The following is a 15,605-nucleotide window of genomic DNA, read 5'->3' as shown; positions in this document are numbered from 1 at the left end:
TTTTTTCATATCATATTTATAGTATAAAACTCATTGCAATTGCGCTGCAAAAGTAAGCTAATTGTTTTTTTTAACCAAGAAAAATTTGTTTCATCTTGTTTCACTGAAGCAAAATGAAGCAAAATGAAACAAGATGAAACAAAATAATGGCTAATTATCTCCACTTTCGTTATGCTAAAGGCTAAGTTTATGCCGTTCAAACCCTATCTTTACTCCGAGTTTGGACTATCCTAACTGGTAGTTTCATTACGACAAACTATGACTTTGCTTACTTCCCATCTATCTCTTAGTCCGTCACAAATGTTTTTTCTCTTTTCACCTAACCACCTAACCTTTCTTCCCGTGACACCTTTGTATAAAGGAGGTTTGGAGGGTTAGGTGTTGCCCCAACACCTAACCCAACACCTAACCAAAGGATAATCAGAGAAAAGGTTAGGTGATAGGTTAGGTGTGGGTTACCTCTTTCTAAGACACCTAACCCTTGAAATTCCTTTTATATAAAGGTGTTTCAGCAGAAAAGGTTAGGTGGTGGGGTGTTGTTCGCTTCAGACGTTTTTCTGCCTTTTCTTTCACTTTGGCGATATGCGGATGCTGTTGTATTGTGTCGTTGAGCTGGCTGATAAGTGTCAGCAACGTCTTTGGTTCCGGCAGGGTGTCGTCTAAAAGAAGCAGTAAGGGGATTGATACTGCATCATCCTTGTGTTGGATGATGGCTTTTTCAAGGATCTTGCCGTAATCTAGGGCTTGATGTTTAGATATTGCTTCATATAACACTTCGTTGAGTGTCGTTCCGCGAATAATTGCAATTTTGTTGTTTCCATCAAACTCGATATCACCTGACTCAATGATAATCGGCATTTTTGAACTCTTCTGCTTTCTCTCCCCATTAACTTCGGATGAGTTCCATATAATGAGATCTGCATAAAAGGTGTTTTCAAATGTACCGTTGATTGTAAACTCTCCGTTTTGTATAGGTTGTTTTGCAACAACTTCACTGGTCGCAGGGTTTATGATGGTAACGGAATCGAAACTAACGCCTTGCTTTAATAGTGTCTGGGCGACAGTAGTGAGGTCTCCGTGAACAGAGAAGGTTTTTGCTTGTGCCTGCCCTGTTATTGCTGTAAGGACTAAGAGGACAGTGATAATGGTTTTCTTATTCATTGCTTGGTTTTATAATTGATGTATTTATATTATGATACTGCAGTTCTTGCAGTAATATTACAATAGAAACCATTAAGACTCACCTAGCTTTCTTCCCAACTTTTTTTCTACAATAGATAGCATCATTGCCTCAATTTGTTTATTGAGCATAGGGTTACCAACGAGAACCACCTTGTTGCTCTCATCAAGCAGAAACGTGTGATACATGGACTCTGGCGGTATATTAGGGTTCGCCTCTATAAAGACATTTGTAGAATCAACAAATATAGTCTGAGGTATCAGCCTTTCCAGATATTTAGATTTGAGCTTATTCTTTGTTTTATTGTCAGGATTTATAATAAAAATATTATAGAATTCATTATCTGACAATGTTTCCATGTTAAATAAGAGCTTATTTATTGCAACCTTTTGCAGATAACAAGAGGAGCAAGTAGCAGAATCAACATAATGAACCAGTTTCAATTTTGCTTTATTCCAGGGCGACTCTTTTAAGGTAGAATCGCTGGCCCAACATTCCATACGTTCAAAAGGAACAGTTATTGCAGACGATTGCATTTTCTCCACCGTTTCTTGTACTTCTGCCTTACCTGAATTGCATGCAGTTATAATATAACATCCCATTGCAAATAACAGGATATAACCTATTTTTCTCATTCTATTATGGTTTTAGAGTATTCAAATCGTATGAGTAAATATATGGATCTGATCCATCCTGCATATATCTAGAATAAAGATAAAGGGTCTTGCTATCCTTTGACAACATGATTACTTTTCCCAATTTATCAAGATGAATAACCTGTTGCTTTACGCCGTCCCAGTCGTACACCTCGACAGTGTTACCCATAGGAAATGGATCTTTCCTGTCAAATTTTTCTATTTTCTCTCCTTTGCTGTTGGAATTCATATAAAGCAAATAAATCCTGTCATTATCTGCGCAGCAATGTATACTTTCTGTTGATGGAGTCTTATCAATTCCCGGAATAGGAAGACGATCGGAATAGATATGGCTTAATATATTCGTTTTTGCGCCATCAATAGTAAATATGAAAGCAAGTTTCCCCGAATTATCCCAATAAAGGAATCTGTCTTTACCATTACTTTTAATACCACTACCACTGGTATATGTAATCCATTTCTCCTCTGTCAGGTTCTCTGGTGTATCATCTTCTGGCCAATAGTCCAGAGGTGTGACTGTCAGAGATTTAAAATTGATGACAGATAATACGTGGTGCATATCGTTTGCAGGTGCTCCCGTCACGAGAATAGTGGAGTCGGATAAGACTACGAATGTATCACCATTCTGCAAGAAAGGAGGCAATTGTCTAAGGTCATACTTTTCCCAATTTGTTGGGTTCTTAATAGTGGCAACATTGTCTGGATGCCGAATTATTGTAAGTGAGAATAATTTTGCTCCCTCTACTGGAAGGTCCAAAACATATAATGCCCCTTTATTATCTTGTGATAGGGCCATTAATCCAAATTCATTGTGCCCTTGTCCACATACAAAAACTCTCTCTGTTTTCTGCCATTCTGTTTTTGTCAGTTTCCCCAGATGAAGGTTAAAGTCATGATCTCTGGCATAGATATAGTCCCCCAACATCCATTTTGGCCATTTGTCCTCATTTATGTCCATTTTTACAAGTTGTCCTTCGAGGGAAACTTCATTTACTGCATCATTTTGGTTAGAACAGGAGAATAAGGATGCGATGCCAATTAGAATTGTAATCAAATTTTTGGTTTTCATACTATCATAAAATATATATAGAAAGAGGTTTTACATCCACACATAAATATATATGGACGCAAAACCTCATGTGTTGTTATTTAGTCGACTGTGCGTATAGCATTTTTAGCCCTCCATCCGCCACCAAGATAACAGTTTTCGCCTTTCTCATACCTACATATGGTATCAATAATCACCTCAGCTTTTTTCTCCTTTGCTAGTGCCTCTACATTTTCTGCAAGAAGCACATTTTCCTCTGACTGGTTGTTATACGCTTTCATACCACCCACACCTGCGGCTACTACACAAACAGCAGCAACCATTGTCTTTAATACTTTTTTTTTCATTTTAATAATAAAGTTAGTTTTACATGCCTACTCTAAGTTACGGATTTTCGGCATCCTCCGTTTGCTTGTTTCTGATGTCGGTTGGCAGCATGCAGTCATCTGGGCTTGCCCCTCTGACTGTCCTTTGTAGACGGCCTTTACGATCTCAGTCTCTGTTAGCGATTTCACTTCTACCTGTTATACGACAAAGTGTCGAAAATACTACACACTTTTCTTCTTTTTTCAGAAAAACAATATCGAAGGACCACCTTTCTTCCCGTGACGCCTTTGTATAAAGGAGGTTTGGAGGGTTAGGTGTTTTAGCAACACCTAACCCTTGAAGTTCTGTTTATATAAAGGTGTTTCAGCAGAAAAGGTTAGGTGGTGGGGTGTTGTTCACTTCAGACGTTTTTCTGCTTTTTCTTTCACTTTGGCGATATGCGGATGCTGTTGTATTGTGTCGTTGAGCTGGCTGATGAGTATTATGATTTTTCCAACCTCAGTACGCTTGGAAGAAACAAGAATATAGGCACGACACTGAATATCAAGCCTCCAATAGTTCCTACGGCAAGCGAGTACCAGAAGGGCTGGTCGTCAGGGCCGTCGATGAGGAAAGGTATCATTCCTAATACAGTAGAGAGAATAGTAAGAAGGATTGGAATGATTTTGTGATTGAAAGCCTTTACATATCTCTTGCTGCAAATCTTAAGTCTTCTTTTCTTGTCCCAGCTGGCAGGCATCATCAGTGTCTCACGTTGGTTATTATTCTGGCAGATAATGTAGATACCAGCATTAACAGTAAGTCCGGCAAGAAGAACCATAGCAGCAAAACCACCAGTTCCGAAAGGCACACCAGTGATGTAATACGTCAGGAAGAGGCCGATGAATGAGACAGGGATTAGCAATACGACCGCCAATGCCTGCATAAGGCTCTCAAATAGTATAGCGATTATGAAGAATATGATAATGGCAACAAGTCCGATGAGCCAGTATTGAGTGCCTTCGTCTTCGTATGTCCCCCAAGACTTATCTATACAACGGAAGCCGACGGGGAAAAGGCTATTATACTTATCTTTAGTACGCTTCATCAAATTCTCTGAATAGTTACCAGAGCCTACGACATTGTAAGCTAATTCAAGTATATACTCCTGATTTTCGCGCGGAATAATATTCTTTGCTTCACGTATGTTGATATCCATAAACCCAGATGGGCGAACATCTCTATCATCCACCTTGATATATGAGTTGCGTAACTGCCATTCATCAAACGCCTCCTTTGTGTTTGGACGCACCACAACAGGCATTTTTCTGTCAGAAGTGATATCTATCTTTTCTGCATCATCCTCTGAAAGGATATTCCTCAAGGAATAATAAACATGATGAGCACTTAGTTCTGCTGACGCCAAAGCACGTTTGTCGTATTCCATGTAAAATTCATTCGGCTGATCCTCTTGTTTCGGAGTATGGATAACAAGATCATACACACGGGGGTTACTTCGTAATTCACGATAGATCTGTTCTGCATAGGAATAAAGACGCACATAGTCATATCCTGAAATCTGAAGATAGTTGGAGCGATATACAAAATGAAGTGAGTTACTGAATCCACGCTCGCTGACGCCATACGTAGCCCAGTCAACACCACCTATAGACATGAGTTTGCCAATAACTCTGTTCTCAAGAACATATGGAAAACTTGTAAGTAGAGCCTCATCTGTGAAATCCACATCAATAGAACCGTTTCCATGCTTTATTGAAGTCTCGAAACGCTTGATTTCTTTTTTGTACTGTATCAGAAATGCCTCAACCTTTTTTATCTTCTCATTGAGTTCCTGAGCACTGCCACCCAAAGGCATCTGACCACGGATATGAAGTACGGTCCTTGGTTTCTTAGGACGATATGTATTCGAGTCAAGACATGCCACAAATAAATATAACGAACCAGCAAAAAACAAGATAAATGCGAAAAGAAGTGCCCAACGTCCTAAGCGATGCTGGCACCATCCTGTATATCGCTGATAGATACGTGAGAACACCACAACAGAACGTACGTGTATGGTTCTTTTCTTTATGCCCTTTCTACTGAAAAACTTAAACCTCTCTATCAAAGCAGGAACAAATATTGATGCCACAACGATTGCCGTAGCAAGGTTAATTATCACAACGACAGAGAAATCCTTCAGATCGTGCCTCAAAAAATCAGGTAACCAAAATACGATGACCAACGAGCCTATTGTTGTGAGCATGGCAGCAAGAACGCCTATAAAAGCCTTTCGGTTGCGGTAGTAACCATAGTGATCCACCATCACGATGGTGGAGTCGATAATAATACCAAGCGAAACTGTTATACCAGCCATAGACATAGGATGCAGACGAATGTCAAAGAGCCAGTAGAATAATACGGCAATGAGAATGTTTGCAAGCAGGGCTGTGGCGATAATACCAATATATGCCCATTTTCTTCCACCAGCAAGCCATACAAACAATAGGAGGATAGCAAGCGTGAGTGATGAACGGAATAACAAGGTACGAAACTCCTTCATCTGTATCTCTGCACGGTCGTATGTGAGTGTGGAATGCTCTGTCATAAATGAGTTCTTAGCATTCTCCAAAGCGTCCTTCACCTTTCCTGACACTCCAATCACATTGGCATCCTTGTCGGAATACACATTGACATATACCGAGTTCATTCCGTTGACGCGATAATAGTTTTCTGGCTGTTTCTCACGAATGTTGCAGGTAGTAAGGTTATTCAAGTATATGATCTTACCATCTATAGTGCGTAGGGGCATCTGCTCAAAAGCCTTGCCGTTGCCTTTAGATGTAAGGATAAGCGGAATGGTTATACGGCCATTATCTGTTGTTGTCTCTCCTATGACATCCTCGCGACCTGCGAAGTTCTTGACGGCTTCAACAATGTCATTATTGGTAAGTCCATATACAGCAATCTCATTGATATCATACGTAATCTCCATATAGTGTGATTTCGTACCTGACACATGAACATTGTTTACGCCATCTATTCGCTCGATAATTTGTTTTGTGTCTTTCTCTGCAAGTTGCTTAATCTGTTCTTCCGACATATCGGCATTCAACTGATATGTCAGTATCAGCTTCACCTCATTGTCATCAGCTCTTGACGCATCAACCTCTCCACCACTTACTACAGGGAAGGACATCTTTTCAGGCAGCTTTGGACGAAGTTGTCGAAGAATAGATGCAATCTCAAACTTCGCTAAAGATACGTTTGCCTTTGGCTTCATCTCTACGGTGATGCGACCAGAACCAAATTCGCTCACAGATGAAACCTTCTCTACGCCTTTCACTACACTTACTGCAGCCTCAATGCGTGATGTGATGTTCTGTTCTATAACTTTAGCCGAGGCATTCTGCCACAAATATGTGATGGTAAGTGTCTTACCTTGCTCTGGACGTGGCTCGTTGCTGATGTCCAAACGTGGTGTAAGAGCCACCCCAATGACCATCAGGATGCACATTACCAAAAGTATGCTAAAGTTATGCTTCATCATTTACGATATAGAATATAATATACTAAGGGGACGAAGAACAGACTCACCATTGTGCCGACTATCATACCTACGATAATAGCAAACGACAGGGGGAACTGCAAAGCAGACCCCATATCACCACGATGAAGGAATGGTACGATGGCAAGTACTGTGGTGAGGGAAGTCATGACGATTGGTTTCAACCTACGATGACCTGCTATCATGATAGCTTTAAGCAGAGTGTGCTTCTGGGGGTTCCCCGCGCTGCGATATAGTCGGTTAATAGTATCAACCTTTAGAATGGAGTCATTGATAATGATACCGCACATCACCACCATACCAATCATGGTCATGATGTTAAGCGATTCACCTGCCACCCATACGGCAAACAGTACCAAGGCAACATCAACCACTACTTCCACGAGAATAATCATTGGCTGAATCAGACTCTCAAACTGTGCTGCAAGGATGAAATAAAGAAGCAGAAGCGCTACCACGAGTACCATGATAAGCTCACCAATCATAGTGCGTGAGGAGAAATAGCTCCCCACGAATGAAGCCTGAAGTTTGCTGTTTTTTTCATTATCTACTAATGATATGACGTATGACATGACGTCTTTCACTTCACTATCCTCGGCCTTTTCTATATTGACAGTGGAGAACTCGCCTTCGTCACTTGCATATAAATACTTATAGTCATCAGCACGCTGTTCTTTGACAAGGTATGAGATAGGAATATCTATATCGTCGGTATTACGGATAGTATTGCTCAACAGTACCTTTGCATCTTTACTGTTACTGCCGATAATAACAGGTACGCTCTCACCACCGCTGTTGATGTCATAGATACTGTTGGTGCCAAGCAATTCCTTTAGTCGGGAGTATAGTTGTTGGTAACTGACCTTGTAGTATGCCATCTGCTCAGCATCAGATGTATATTTCATATATGCCTCAGTAGAGACTGGCTGGATTCCAAGTTGAGGGAAACGCGTGCGAAGTGAATCTGTCACCATACGGGTAAGTTCTACGGCAGGTCTGCCTCCGTCACGCTTATGCAGACGAATCTGAAGATCTGGTTCCTCAGTTGAGAATATCATATCAAAGATATTAGCAGCAAGCTCAGTCTCTATCTTTGCATTCGGATAATGCTTTCCTATGTACTCGCGCATCTTCTCCGTAGCATCGTTGAGATCCTCTGTCGACTTGCATTTCAAATAGCACACAGCTTCACTGCTTGTGATGTTCTTGGTATGCGACAAGACAAAATCCTGACTACCCACCATTGTTGTATAGGTCTCTATAAATGGCTTTACCTCTCTTAATAATCCGGCTATTCTGCGGTTGTTTTCTTCAGGAGTGATACCTGCATTCCAATCTATGGTTACAAGGGCATCGTCATGAGCAATCTCCGGCATGCGTTCTTTTCGAAGGAATGGAAACAATACAACGATAATAATTATGCAAAAAGAAAAGAACATGAGCATCTGCTTGCCATGACGAAGAGTGAATCTCATCCCATACTCATAGTAATGAGTAAGCTGTGCGTTGAGTTTGTCTGTTTTGGTGTTAGCATTCTCAGATATCGCCTTGTGCTTCTTGCATAGAAGGAAGTAATATACAGGTACGACCAATGCGGCAACAGCCAATGAACAGAAAAGTGCAATTGATATGCCCATTGCCTGATCATAGAAGAGTGCGCCAGCCGTTCCGCTAAGGAATATCAGGGGAATGAAAACGGAACAGGTTGTAAGCACTGAAGAAAGCATTGGCATGATGACCTCCTTTACGGCATTGATAATATTTTCATCGGTTGCTTTTCCTTTCTGTCTTATGTTGTCAATAACGATGATGGCATTATCTACAATCATACCAACACCAAGGATAAGTCCTGATAAAGATATGATGTTGAGTGATATTCCCATCAGATAGAAGCAGAGCAGTGTAAGTATCAGTGAGAGAGGTATTGAGATAACTACAAGCAACGGCAACCTCCATCCACCGATAAAGAGGAATAAAACCACGCTTGCCATAATGATTCCAAGCACAAGGTTCCATTCCAGATTGTTCATACTATAAGAAAGAAGTTTCGTCTGGTCACGAGTGATATTGAACTTCAGTTCTGGATAGTCCTTGCCTAAATCCGACATCAGTGTATCAATTCTATTTTGCAGACTGTTCATCTGCGCATCGCTCTGTTTTATCACAGCCATTGTGATGGCGTTATTGCCGTCTGATGTCACAATACCTTTTCTTTCTGCAGCAGATTCTTCAACCTTGCAGATATCTTTCAACTGTAACAGACGACCTTCTATCTGTAGGTAGATTTCCTCAATATCGCGAACAGATACAACCTGAGAATCGAAATGTATACTATAGCGATAAATACCATCTCGTACACTTAGTGCTGCAAGTACGATGTTATTATCATTGATTGCCTTTTCTATATCAGAGTTGGATATACCGAGAGCTTGCATTTTCAGTTCATCTGGCAATATGGTGATCTGCGTACCCACCATGCCGCTATAGTCAACCATAGCAACCTCTGGTAACTGCTCTACACGTTTGCTGATGACATTTCTCACCAGTCGGCTCGTCTGTTCTGGCTTTCCGCCAGTAACATCCACATAGAAGGCAGGAATATCCATAGCACCAATCTTCATTGCCTTAGGACGTTCTATTTCCTTCGGTAAATAACTCATAGCACGGTCTATCTTTTCATTAACCTCAATGAAGAGCAGACTCATATTACTGCCAGGATCAAAAGTCAAAGTTATGACACCGGCATCGGTTCGTGATGTTGATTCAATGCTTTTCAGTCCTGCGACCTGTGAGAGCTGTTGACGCATTGGACTGACAATCTGTTGCTCTATCTCACGAGCAGAGCTTCCTTGTGCCGACATTTGTACCACAATACGGGGTACGTCTATATCAGGCATCAATGAAACTGGTATTCGCTGAAATGCAAGCACACCAAGTGTCACGATGGCAACCAAAGACATTGTGACGGCTATCGGGCGGTGTAGAAGTGTCTTTAGCATAGTTGTTAATTATCTGATGAAATCACCACCTCAGTATCATCTGCAAGATTTAGATTGCCTGATGTTATGATAATATCACCTACGTTAACCGTTGTTTGTTTCTTCTCACAGCCAGTGATGGCAAAACTTGACAGGTTGCTGTATAGGACATCTACATATGTCCATATAGCACGATGCGTTTCCTTGTCATATACAAAAACCACATGATATCCGTCACGCTCCACTACAGCTTCCTTTGGCACAACGAACATGTCACGAACAGAGTTCTCTATGATTACTTTTACGTTCATCCCATCAAGAAGCCTATCAGAATTATTCTTCACTCTTGCCTTGATTGTCACAAGACCTTTCTCATCTATGGTGGGATTTATCTCTGCCACTGTTCCGTTCAATACAATGCTTTCGTCAATGAATGGAGAAACTTTGACCGTAGTACCAATCTTTACGGATGTAAGTTCTGATTCAAGAACTTTGAACTCGACATCAAAGAAGGAATCATCGATAAGCGTACAGAACTTATCCCCACGCTGATGAGGACGGGCAACGAGATCGGCAATCTTTCCGCTAAAAGGGGCAATCAACCGACAGTCGGCAAGTGAAGTCTCGGCGGTTTTCAGGGCATACTGGGCAGAATAATAGCCAGACGTCATTTCTGCCTTTTTCAGAATGTCGGTAGGTACATTCTTGGCATCAGCATCATAACCAAGACCAATGAGTTTGTCCTGAAGATCCACTTTGGCCTTTTCCAAATCATGCTTTGCTTTCTCCAATGCAGTGCTCATCTCACGTGTATCAGCCACGGCAAGTACCATTCCTGCAGACACGCGCTGACCATTCTTCACATTGACGCTTTTCAACAACTCACCAACCTTTGGGCACATCAGTTCTGCGCGATGGATTGCCACCAACTTACCATTACATAATATCTGCTTTTGGAAAGTCTGCTTACATAGCACCATGGTATCAACCTCTACAACCGTCTGCTCCATAGTTGCAATATTTGTAGCGTTATTCTCTCTTTCCTTCTTGTGCGTCAAAGCATAGACAACGTATGCAACACAACACAACAGTAGCACACTAACGAAAGAAGAAATCGTAATCTTTATAATTTTCTTGTTCATATCTTATTTTATTAGAGATTCAAAATCCACAATCAGATCTTTTTTGTTTTTCCAATCGTACAATGTAGCTTTTTGGAGTGTATAATAGTCATTCCAAAAAGAAGATAACTGACTAATATACTGCGCTTTGGCAGATTCCATTTCCTGCTGAGCCGTATTGAGTTCTGTAACAGAGACGGCACCGGCTTCATAACGTTTACGGGTTATCTCGTATCGTTCGACGGCTATATCCTGAGCACGAAGAGCGTCTTTGCATTGGGTTGGTTGAACATTGAATTGTGTCACCTTCTTACGTAGGTTCTGGACATAATCCAAATGACTTTGCTCTAGCTGGGTCTTAACCATATCAAGTTGTGCTTGAGCCATCTTTACTTTGCCTTTGCTCACGCCCCAATCAAAAATAGGTAATGATAAAGACAAACCTATTATCTCATTATCCATCAAATGACTGTAAGCTGCCCCAAATGTATTCCCTGTTTGGGAAAATCCGACCTCACTACTTAAAGTCATTTGTATTCCTTTATTAGCCTTAGCCTGTGCTAGAGCTTTCTGAGCTTCAAGTATCTGAAGTTTTTGATCAAGACCATGTGACGAATTATTTATTGCTTTCTGAAGAACATCATCAGTACTTATAAGAATATCAGGAATAGTAAATGGAGGAAGTAAATCTGCATTTTCATAATCCGCTAAACGAAGATATGAAAATAAGTCATACATGGCTTCATCAAGAGTTATCTTGTTCTTCTTTACTGCCATTCGGGCATTAAGTAAGGAAAGTTCCATCTGGAGAACTTCGCTTTTTGTGGTAGTGGTAAGGTTCAGTCTATTCTTGGAGATTTCGTAAAGACGTTCACGGTCCTCTACGGTAGCAAGACTTTGCTTGTAATCTGATTGAGTAGCAAGAACATTGAAGAAAAGCGATGTCACCTTGATCGTTACATCCTGCATAGCACTAATATAATTGCGTTCTGCAATCTGATATTCAACAGGAGCAGTCTTCTTTTCCCACTTCAGAGAATTGAACGAACGCAACCCCTGTGTGTAACTTATGCGGAGAGGCTGGGAGTTATAGTTCTTTTCCTTATAGTCAAACTGATCCAAACGATATAGATACGACTGAAGGGAGATGGTACCGCCTGTGGCTGCAATCTTCTGATCCAGTGAGAGTGTTAGGAAATTTGCCATCGTGTTATTATTCACCTGGTTGACCCGGCCACTCTCAAAATCACGCGTCTCAACCACAGAGTGGTTGAAGTTGCCCAACGTCCCGCCAAGATTGACAGACGGGAGCAGTTCTGCCTTGAAAGAACGATACTGCCAATACTTACTCATAAATGAGAAACGGGCAATCTGGGCGTCAAGAGAGTTCTCTTGTGCAATCTTTATCGCATCAGTAAGAGTCAGTGTCTGGGCTTCTATATAGCAGTTCCCCATCAACAATCCTATAATACAAATCCCGATTTTATTCATTTTATTTCGCCGAAACTGATTTTGTTTGCAAAGATAATAAAAACAATTATAATCTATAATAACTCTTTTGCTTTTTTCTTCATATCCCTTGTGGCACGGGATTCAATCTTTGGCATCATCTCTATTACCCGTTTTGCCATAGCCTGTGTCTTGGGCTCGTTCCCACTATCATGATACAGCAACATGAGCTGATATAATGGATATAGCCGATTCGGCATCACAGAGAAAGCCTTATTATATGCCTGTTCTGCCAGATCATAATATTTCATATCCTTGTAATTATTTCCTATAAGTACATAGAACATAGGATCTGCGCAGCACCTTGTACCTTGGCGAAGAACAGCATTAGAATCATTATATCTGCCTTCCTCACGTAGCCTTTTACCAAAAGCAAACAAGAACTCATGATTATCACTTTCTGAGGCAAACCACTCATACCCTTTTTTTATAGAATAAAAGTTACTTAAACCGAGCGCCATAGAGTTCTCGTTCTCTATTTTGTAGCTACTATTTGCAATTCCTCCTGCTTGCCAACTCGCAAAGCCCAATAGTATACACAATAGAAAAGCCTTTACTCTGCCCATCTCAAACAATCTTTTTCCATCAACGGACTCGCTCCAAGTAACAACCAACACAGCAATCACCTTATATGGCAACAAGTCAAAAGGATATGAGAACATTGCGAACACCAGTAACGCTACAATTCCCCAAAATAGAGGCTTACTATTCTTTGAAAGTCTTTTTAAAGTTACTGCAGCAAAGCAAATAGCAATCAATCCTCCAATAACTCCCTGCTCAACTATAATCTTCAGCAGAATATTATATGCACCATCAGGAACATCGGCAGAAGAGAAATCCATATCAGAAGTGGATAGTTGAGCAACGCCTTCAGCAAAGGCATGATAGAAACCGCCAATGCCAACACCAAGCCAAGGAGTATCAATCCATGTGGTTAGTGCAGACTTCCATATAATCAATCTGCCATCAGCAGATCCTTGCTTTATAAAATAAAATGCAATTCCTGCCAATGCAATAGTCCCCCAAACCCAATATCTATAATTCCAGTACCTATCCCTGAAAATGAACAGAGATACCACAGCCACTCCCAGGAATGCTGCCCGGCTCCAAGTAGCCGGGAGCATCATTGCCATTATTAATACAGCCGTTGTAACCAAATGTCTCCATGTAATGCCCTTGACGAAAGCTGCAACTTTCATGGGTACAAACTTTGGAACAGCATACACAAGTGCTTTGTCAGGGATATACGTTAAGGCCCCCAATCCTACAACCACACCTATCATTAGGTATGCTGAATAAGGGCCTGGATTCAGGAAATTGCCAGTAAAGGCATATAGATTATGACGACTGATATCATCGCCATACATCTGCGACACACCAAGCCATGCCTCATAGCATCCGAAAACAAGAATACAACCAATCAATACCCAAGCCGATATCTTCGTCCCATGAAAAGTTATGCGAAGTCCCACATATAACAAAAATAATTCTGTTGTTTTTAAAAACTCCATCTGACATGGCCATTCATTACCAATCCATGTCCTGCCCACATAAAAAACAAACCAAATGGCGACAATTACATCTGTAAGAGTACAATCAAATCTTTGCTTTTTCCAGATTAACATGATAAATCCGAGAAAAAGGAGTACTGGAATACCATAGAAGATCCAAATATCACACTCCATCCATCTCATCTCAACAGACATTACAGTGGTTAGCATTAGCATCAAAACAATGCCAACTCTGATGATCTTATCTTCTGGGTTACGTATTATTTCCAACATATTATTTCTCTCCCTGAATAACCTTTGCTACAATTCCTATTATATACTCTTCAGGGACAAGGCCCCAATAACGTGAATCATCCGAATCAAGCGCATTATCCCCAGCACAAAAGTAATAGTTATGCTTAAATATGTGCCTCTTTATAACCTTGCCATCTGCATAGACTACATCTTTCTGCCAATCCCAAGTTATTTTTTTGCCTAATTCCCATTCCATCATTCTTCTATATATCACGCCTTCTCTTGCTGTAAGAGAAATCACATCTCCCAAACGTGGAATATACATCGGTCCAAACTGTTTAATTTTCCAATCCACATGCTTATCAAACGGATAGGCTTCTAATACAATTCCATACATCATCGAGTCTGGAGTTTCAGCGAGTTTCTTCTGCATAGATTCCAATCCCAAAGTTCCTCTATAATTATTATTCTTATAATATCCGTCTACAACACTGAGGCTATCTCCTGGAACTGCCACGACGCGCTTACACATATTATTATTAATAACAAAAGAGAAATGATCATCATGGATTGGAACATTAAACACAATAATGTCATTATGCTTTACACTTCTTATTCCCTTCATTCTGAACGATTTCAGTTCTTGGCCTTTTGTATTAAAGTCAAAATCCGTGTATATCCTCGCCCCGATCAGCAGTTTGTTCACAATTACCTTATCCTCAGGCTTTAGCGTGGGGTACATCGAATTGGTTGGAATCGTGAAATAGTCAAATACACATATACGCATCAGTAGCCATAATCCATATATTATGGTTACTGATATGATGGTATTTACTGTATAATTGAAAATCCTATTTCCTATTTTCATAACAAAAAACTAATATTCCCACAACAATAACACACAAAGCAAGATATCCAGTAAGATACCATCCATGTTCCATATTCTCAAAGCAAAGGTACGAATATACTGGAGGCAATGCTCCAGCTATCAATATCACATACGTTTTGCCACTCATCATAATGTTTTTTAAAGACTTTCCCCAATCAGCCTTCAAACAAAGTCCAAATAGTCCAGCTGCCATTCCCCATAACACGATACTTTTCACGAAAGAAGTCAACGGAGAAAAATGCACCAATTCCCCAAAGCATCCACAAGACTCAATACTTCCCATCAGTGAAGGATAGAACAGATTAACGCCTGTAAGCCAGACAAAAAAAGACATCATGCCAAGGAATACAACAGAAACAATCGCTACATACTTCTTCCTCAAAGCCAACAAACCCGTTATTGTCTCTATTGCACAAATCACAACCGCAATCTCAACAGCCCATTTTGCGAAGTAAGTATCCATATATGCCTCGATATATAGTCTTATCTCTTGAGCAAATGAATATACATTAATAGCCTTCATTACGCCAGAGAGAATAAAACATGCCCCAAGCGCAATGCGTAATGTTGTTCTTATTTTTTCTTTTATAATCATTAGTCTTGTC

Annotated in this window: 11 protein-coding genes; all 11 read right to left on the bottom strand. The window is 40.5% G+C overall.

The features are described from left to right. Window positions 1–474: 474 nt before the first annotated feature. Entirely contained in the window at window positions 475–1,161 is a 687-nt protein-coding gene (locus tag T325_RS12245; RefSeq protein ID WP_036914446.1) for a DUF4369 domain-containing protein, read from the bottom strand. A gap of 72 nt (window positions 1,162–1,233) precedes the next feature. Further along, window positions 1,234–1,815: a hypothetical protein gene (locus T325_RS12490; RefSeq protein ID WP_051949889.1), complete on the bottom strand. Its 582-nt coding sequence runs from the start codon at window positions 1,813–1,815 to the stop codon at window positions 1,234–1,236. Between the two features lie 4 nt (window positions 1,816–1,819). Then, a complete protein-coding gene (locus T325_RS12235; protein WP_036914443.1) occupies window positions 1,820–2,905 on the bottom strand; it encodes a hypothetical protein in 1,086 nt (361 codons plus the stop codon). Window positions 2,906–2,985: 80 nt separating this feature from the next. Further along, window positions 2,986–3,231 carry an NVEALA domain-containing protein gene (locus T325_RS12230; protein ID WP_036914440.1) on the bottom strand — a complete coding sequence of 82 codons (246 nt, stop codon included), beginning with the start codon at window positions 3,229–3,231 and terminating at the stop codon, window positions 2,986–2,988. A 461-nt stretch (window positions 3,232–3,692) separates the two neighbouring features. Further along, the gene (locus T325_RS12225) at window positions 3,693–6,740 is read right to left on the bottom strand and encodes an efflux RND transporter permease subunit (RefSeq protein ID WP_036914437.1); all 3,048 of its coding nucleotides are present in this window, start codon (window positions 6,738–6,740) and stop codon (window positions 3,693–3,695) included. Further along, window positions 6,737–9,757, bottom strand: a complete 3,021-nt coding sequence (locus T325_RS12220; protein WP_036914434.1) for an efflux RND transporter permease subunit — start codon at window positions 9,755–9,757, stop codon at window positions 6,737–6,739. The genes T325_RS12225 and T325_RS12220 overlap by 4 nt, the downstream gene beginning before the upstream one ends. A 5-nt stretch (window positions 9,758–9,762) precedes the next feature. Next, entirely contained in the window at window positions 9,763–10,878 is a 1,116-nt protein-coding gene (locus T325_RS12215; protein WP_051949888.1) for an efflux RND transporter periplasmic adaptor subunit, read from the bottom strand. A gap of 3 nt (window positions 10,879–10,881) precedes the next feature. After that, window positions 10,882–12,348 (bottom strand): TolC family protein, encoded by a 1,467-nt coding sequence (locus T325_RS12210; RefSeq protein ID WP_036914432.1) that lies wholly within the window; start codon window positions 12,346–12,348, stop codon window positions 10,882–10,884. 53 nt (window positions 12,349–12,401) lie between these two features. Next, complete coding sequence (locus tag T325_RS12205) at window positions 12,402–14,150, bottom strand: O-antigen ligase family protein (protein ID WP_036914428.1); 1,749 nt, start codon at window positions 14,148–14,150, stop codon at window positions 12,402–12,404. A gap of 1 nt (window position 14,151) precedes the next feature. Beyond that, a complete protein-coding gene (gene lepB / locus T325_RS12200) occupies window positions 14,152–14,979 on the bottom strand; it encodes a signal peptidase I (protein ID WP_051949887.1) in 828 nt (275 codons plus the stop codon). Beyond that, window positions 14,963–15,595: a MauE/DoxX family redox-associated membrane protein gene (locus tag T325_RS12195; RefSeq protein WP_036914425.1), complete on the bottom strand. Its 633-nt coding sequence runs from the start codon at window positions 15,593–15,595 to the stop codon at window positions 14,963–14,965. The genes lepB and T325_RS12195 overlap by 17 nt, the downstream gene beginning before the upstream one ends. Window positions 15,596–15,605: the final 10 nt, after the last annotated feature.

Origin of the sequence: Prevotella sp. FD3004 (assembly GCF_000746155.1) — a bacterium.
In the GTDB taxonomy this organism is placed as follows: Bacteria; Bacteroidota; Bacteroidia; order Bacteroidales; family Bacteroidaceae; genus Prevotella.
This window is presented reverse-complemented; position numbering and strand designations above follow the sequence as displayed.

Coding starts and splice junctions, on each gene's coding strand:
- T325_RS12245 (WP_036914446.1), bottom strand. CDS start 1,161: ATGAATAAGAAAACCATTATCACTGTCCTCTTAGTCCTTACAGCAATA.
- T325_RS12220 (WP_036914434.1), bottom strand. CDS start 9,757: ATGCTAAAGACACTTCTACACCGCCCGATAGCCGTCACAATGTCTTTG.
- T325_RS12225 (WP_036914437.1), bottom strand. CDS start 6,740: ATGATGAAGCATAACTTTAGCATACTTTTGGTAATGTGCATCCTGATG.
- T325_RS12205 (WP_036914428.1), bottom strand. CDS start 14,150: ATGTTGGAAATAATACGTAACCCAGAAGATAAGATCATCAGAGTTGGC.
- T325_RS12490 (WP_051949889.1), bottom strand. CDS start 1,815: ATGAGAAAAATAGGTTATATCCTGTTATTTGCAATGGGATGTTATATT.
- T325_RS12230 (WP_036914440.1), bottom strand. CDS start 3,231: ATGAAAAAAAAAGTATTAAAGACAATGGTTGCTGCTGTTTGTGTAGTA.
- T325_RS12195 (WP_036914425.1), bottom strand. CDS start 15,595: ATGATTATAAAAGAAAAAATAAGAACAACATTACGCATTGCGCTTGGG.
- T325_RS12210 (WP_036914432.1), bottom strand. CDS start 12,348: ATGAATAAAATCGGGATTTGTATTATAGGATTGTTGATGGGGAACTGC.
- lepB (WP_051949887.1), bottom strand. CDS start 14,979: ATGAAAATAGGAAATAGGATTTTCAATTATACAGTAAATACCATCATA.
- T325_RS12235 (WP_036914443.1), bottom strand. CDS start 2,905: ATGAAAACCAAAAATTTGATTACAATTCTAATTGGCATCGCATCCTTA.
- T325_RS12215 (WP_051949888.1), bottom strand. CDS start 10,878: ATGAACAAGAAAATTATAAAGATTACGATTTCTTCTTTCGTTAGTGTG.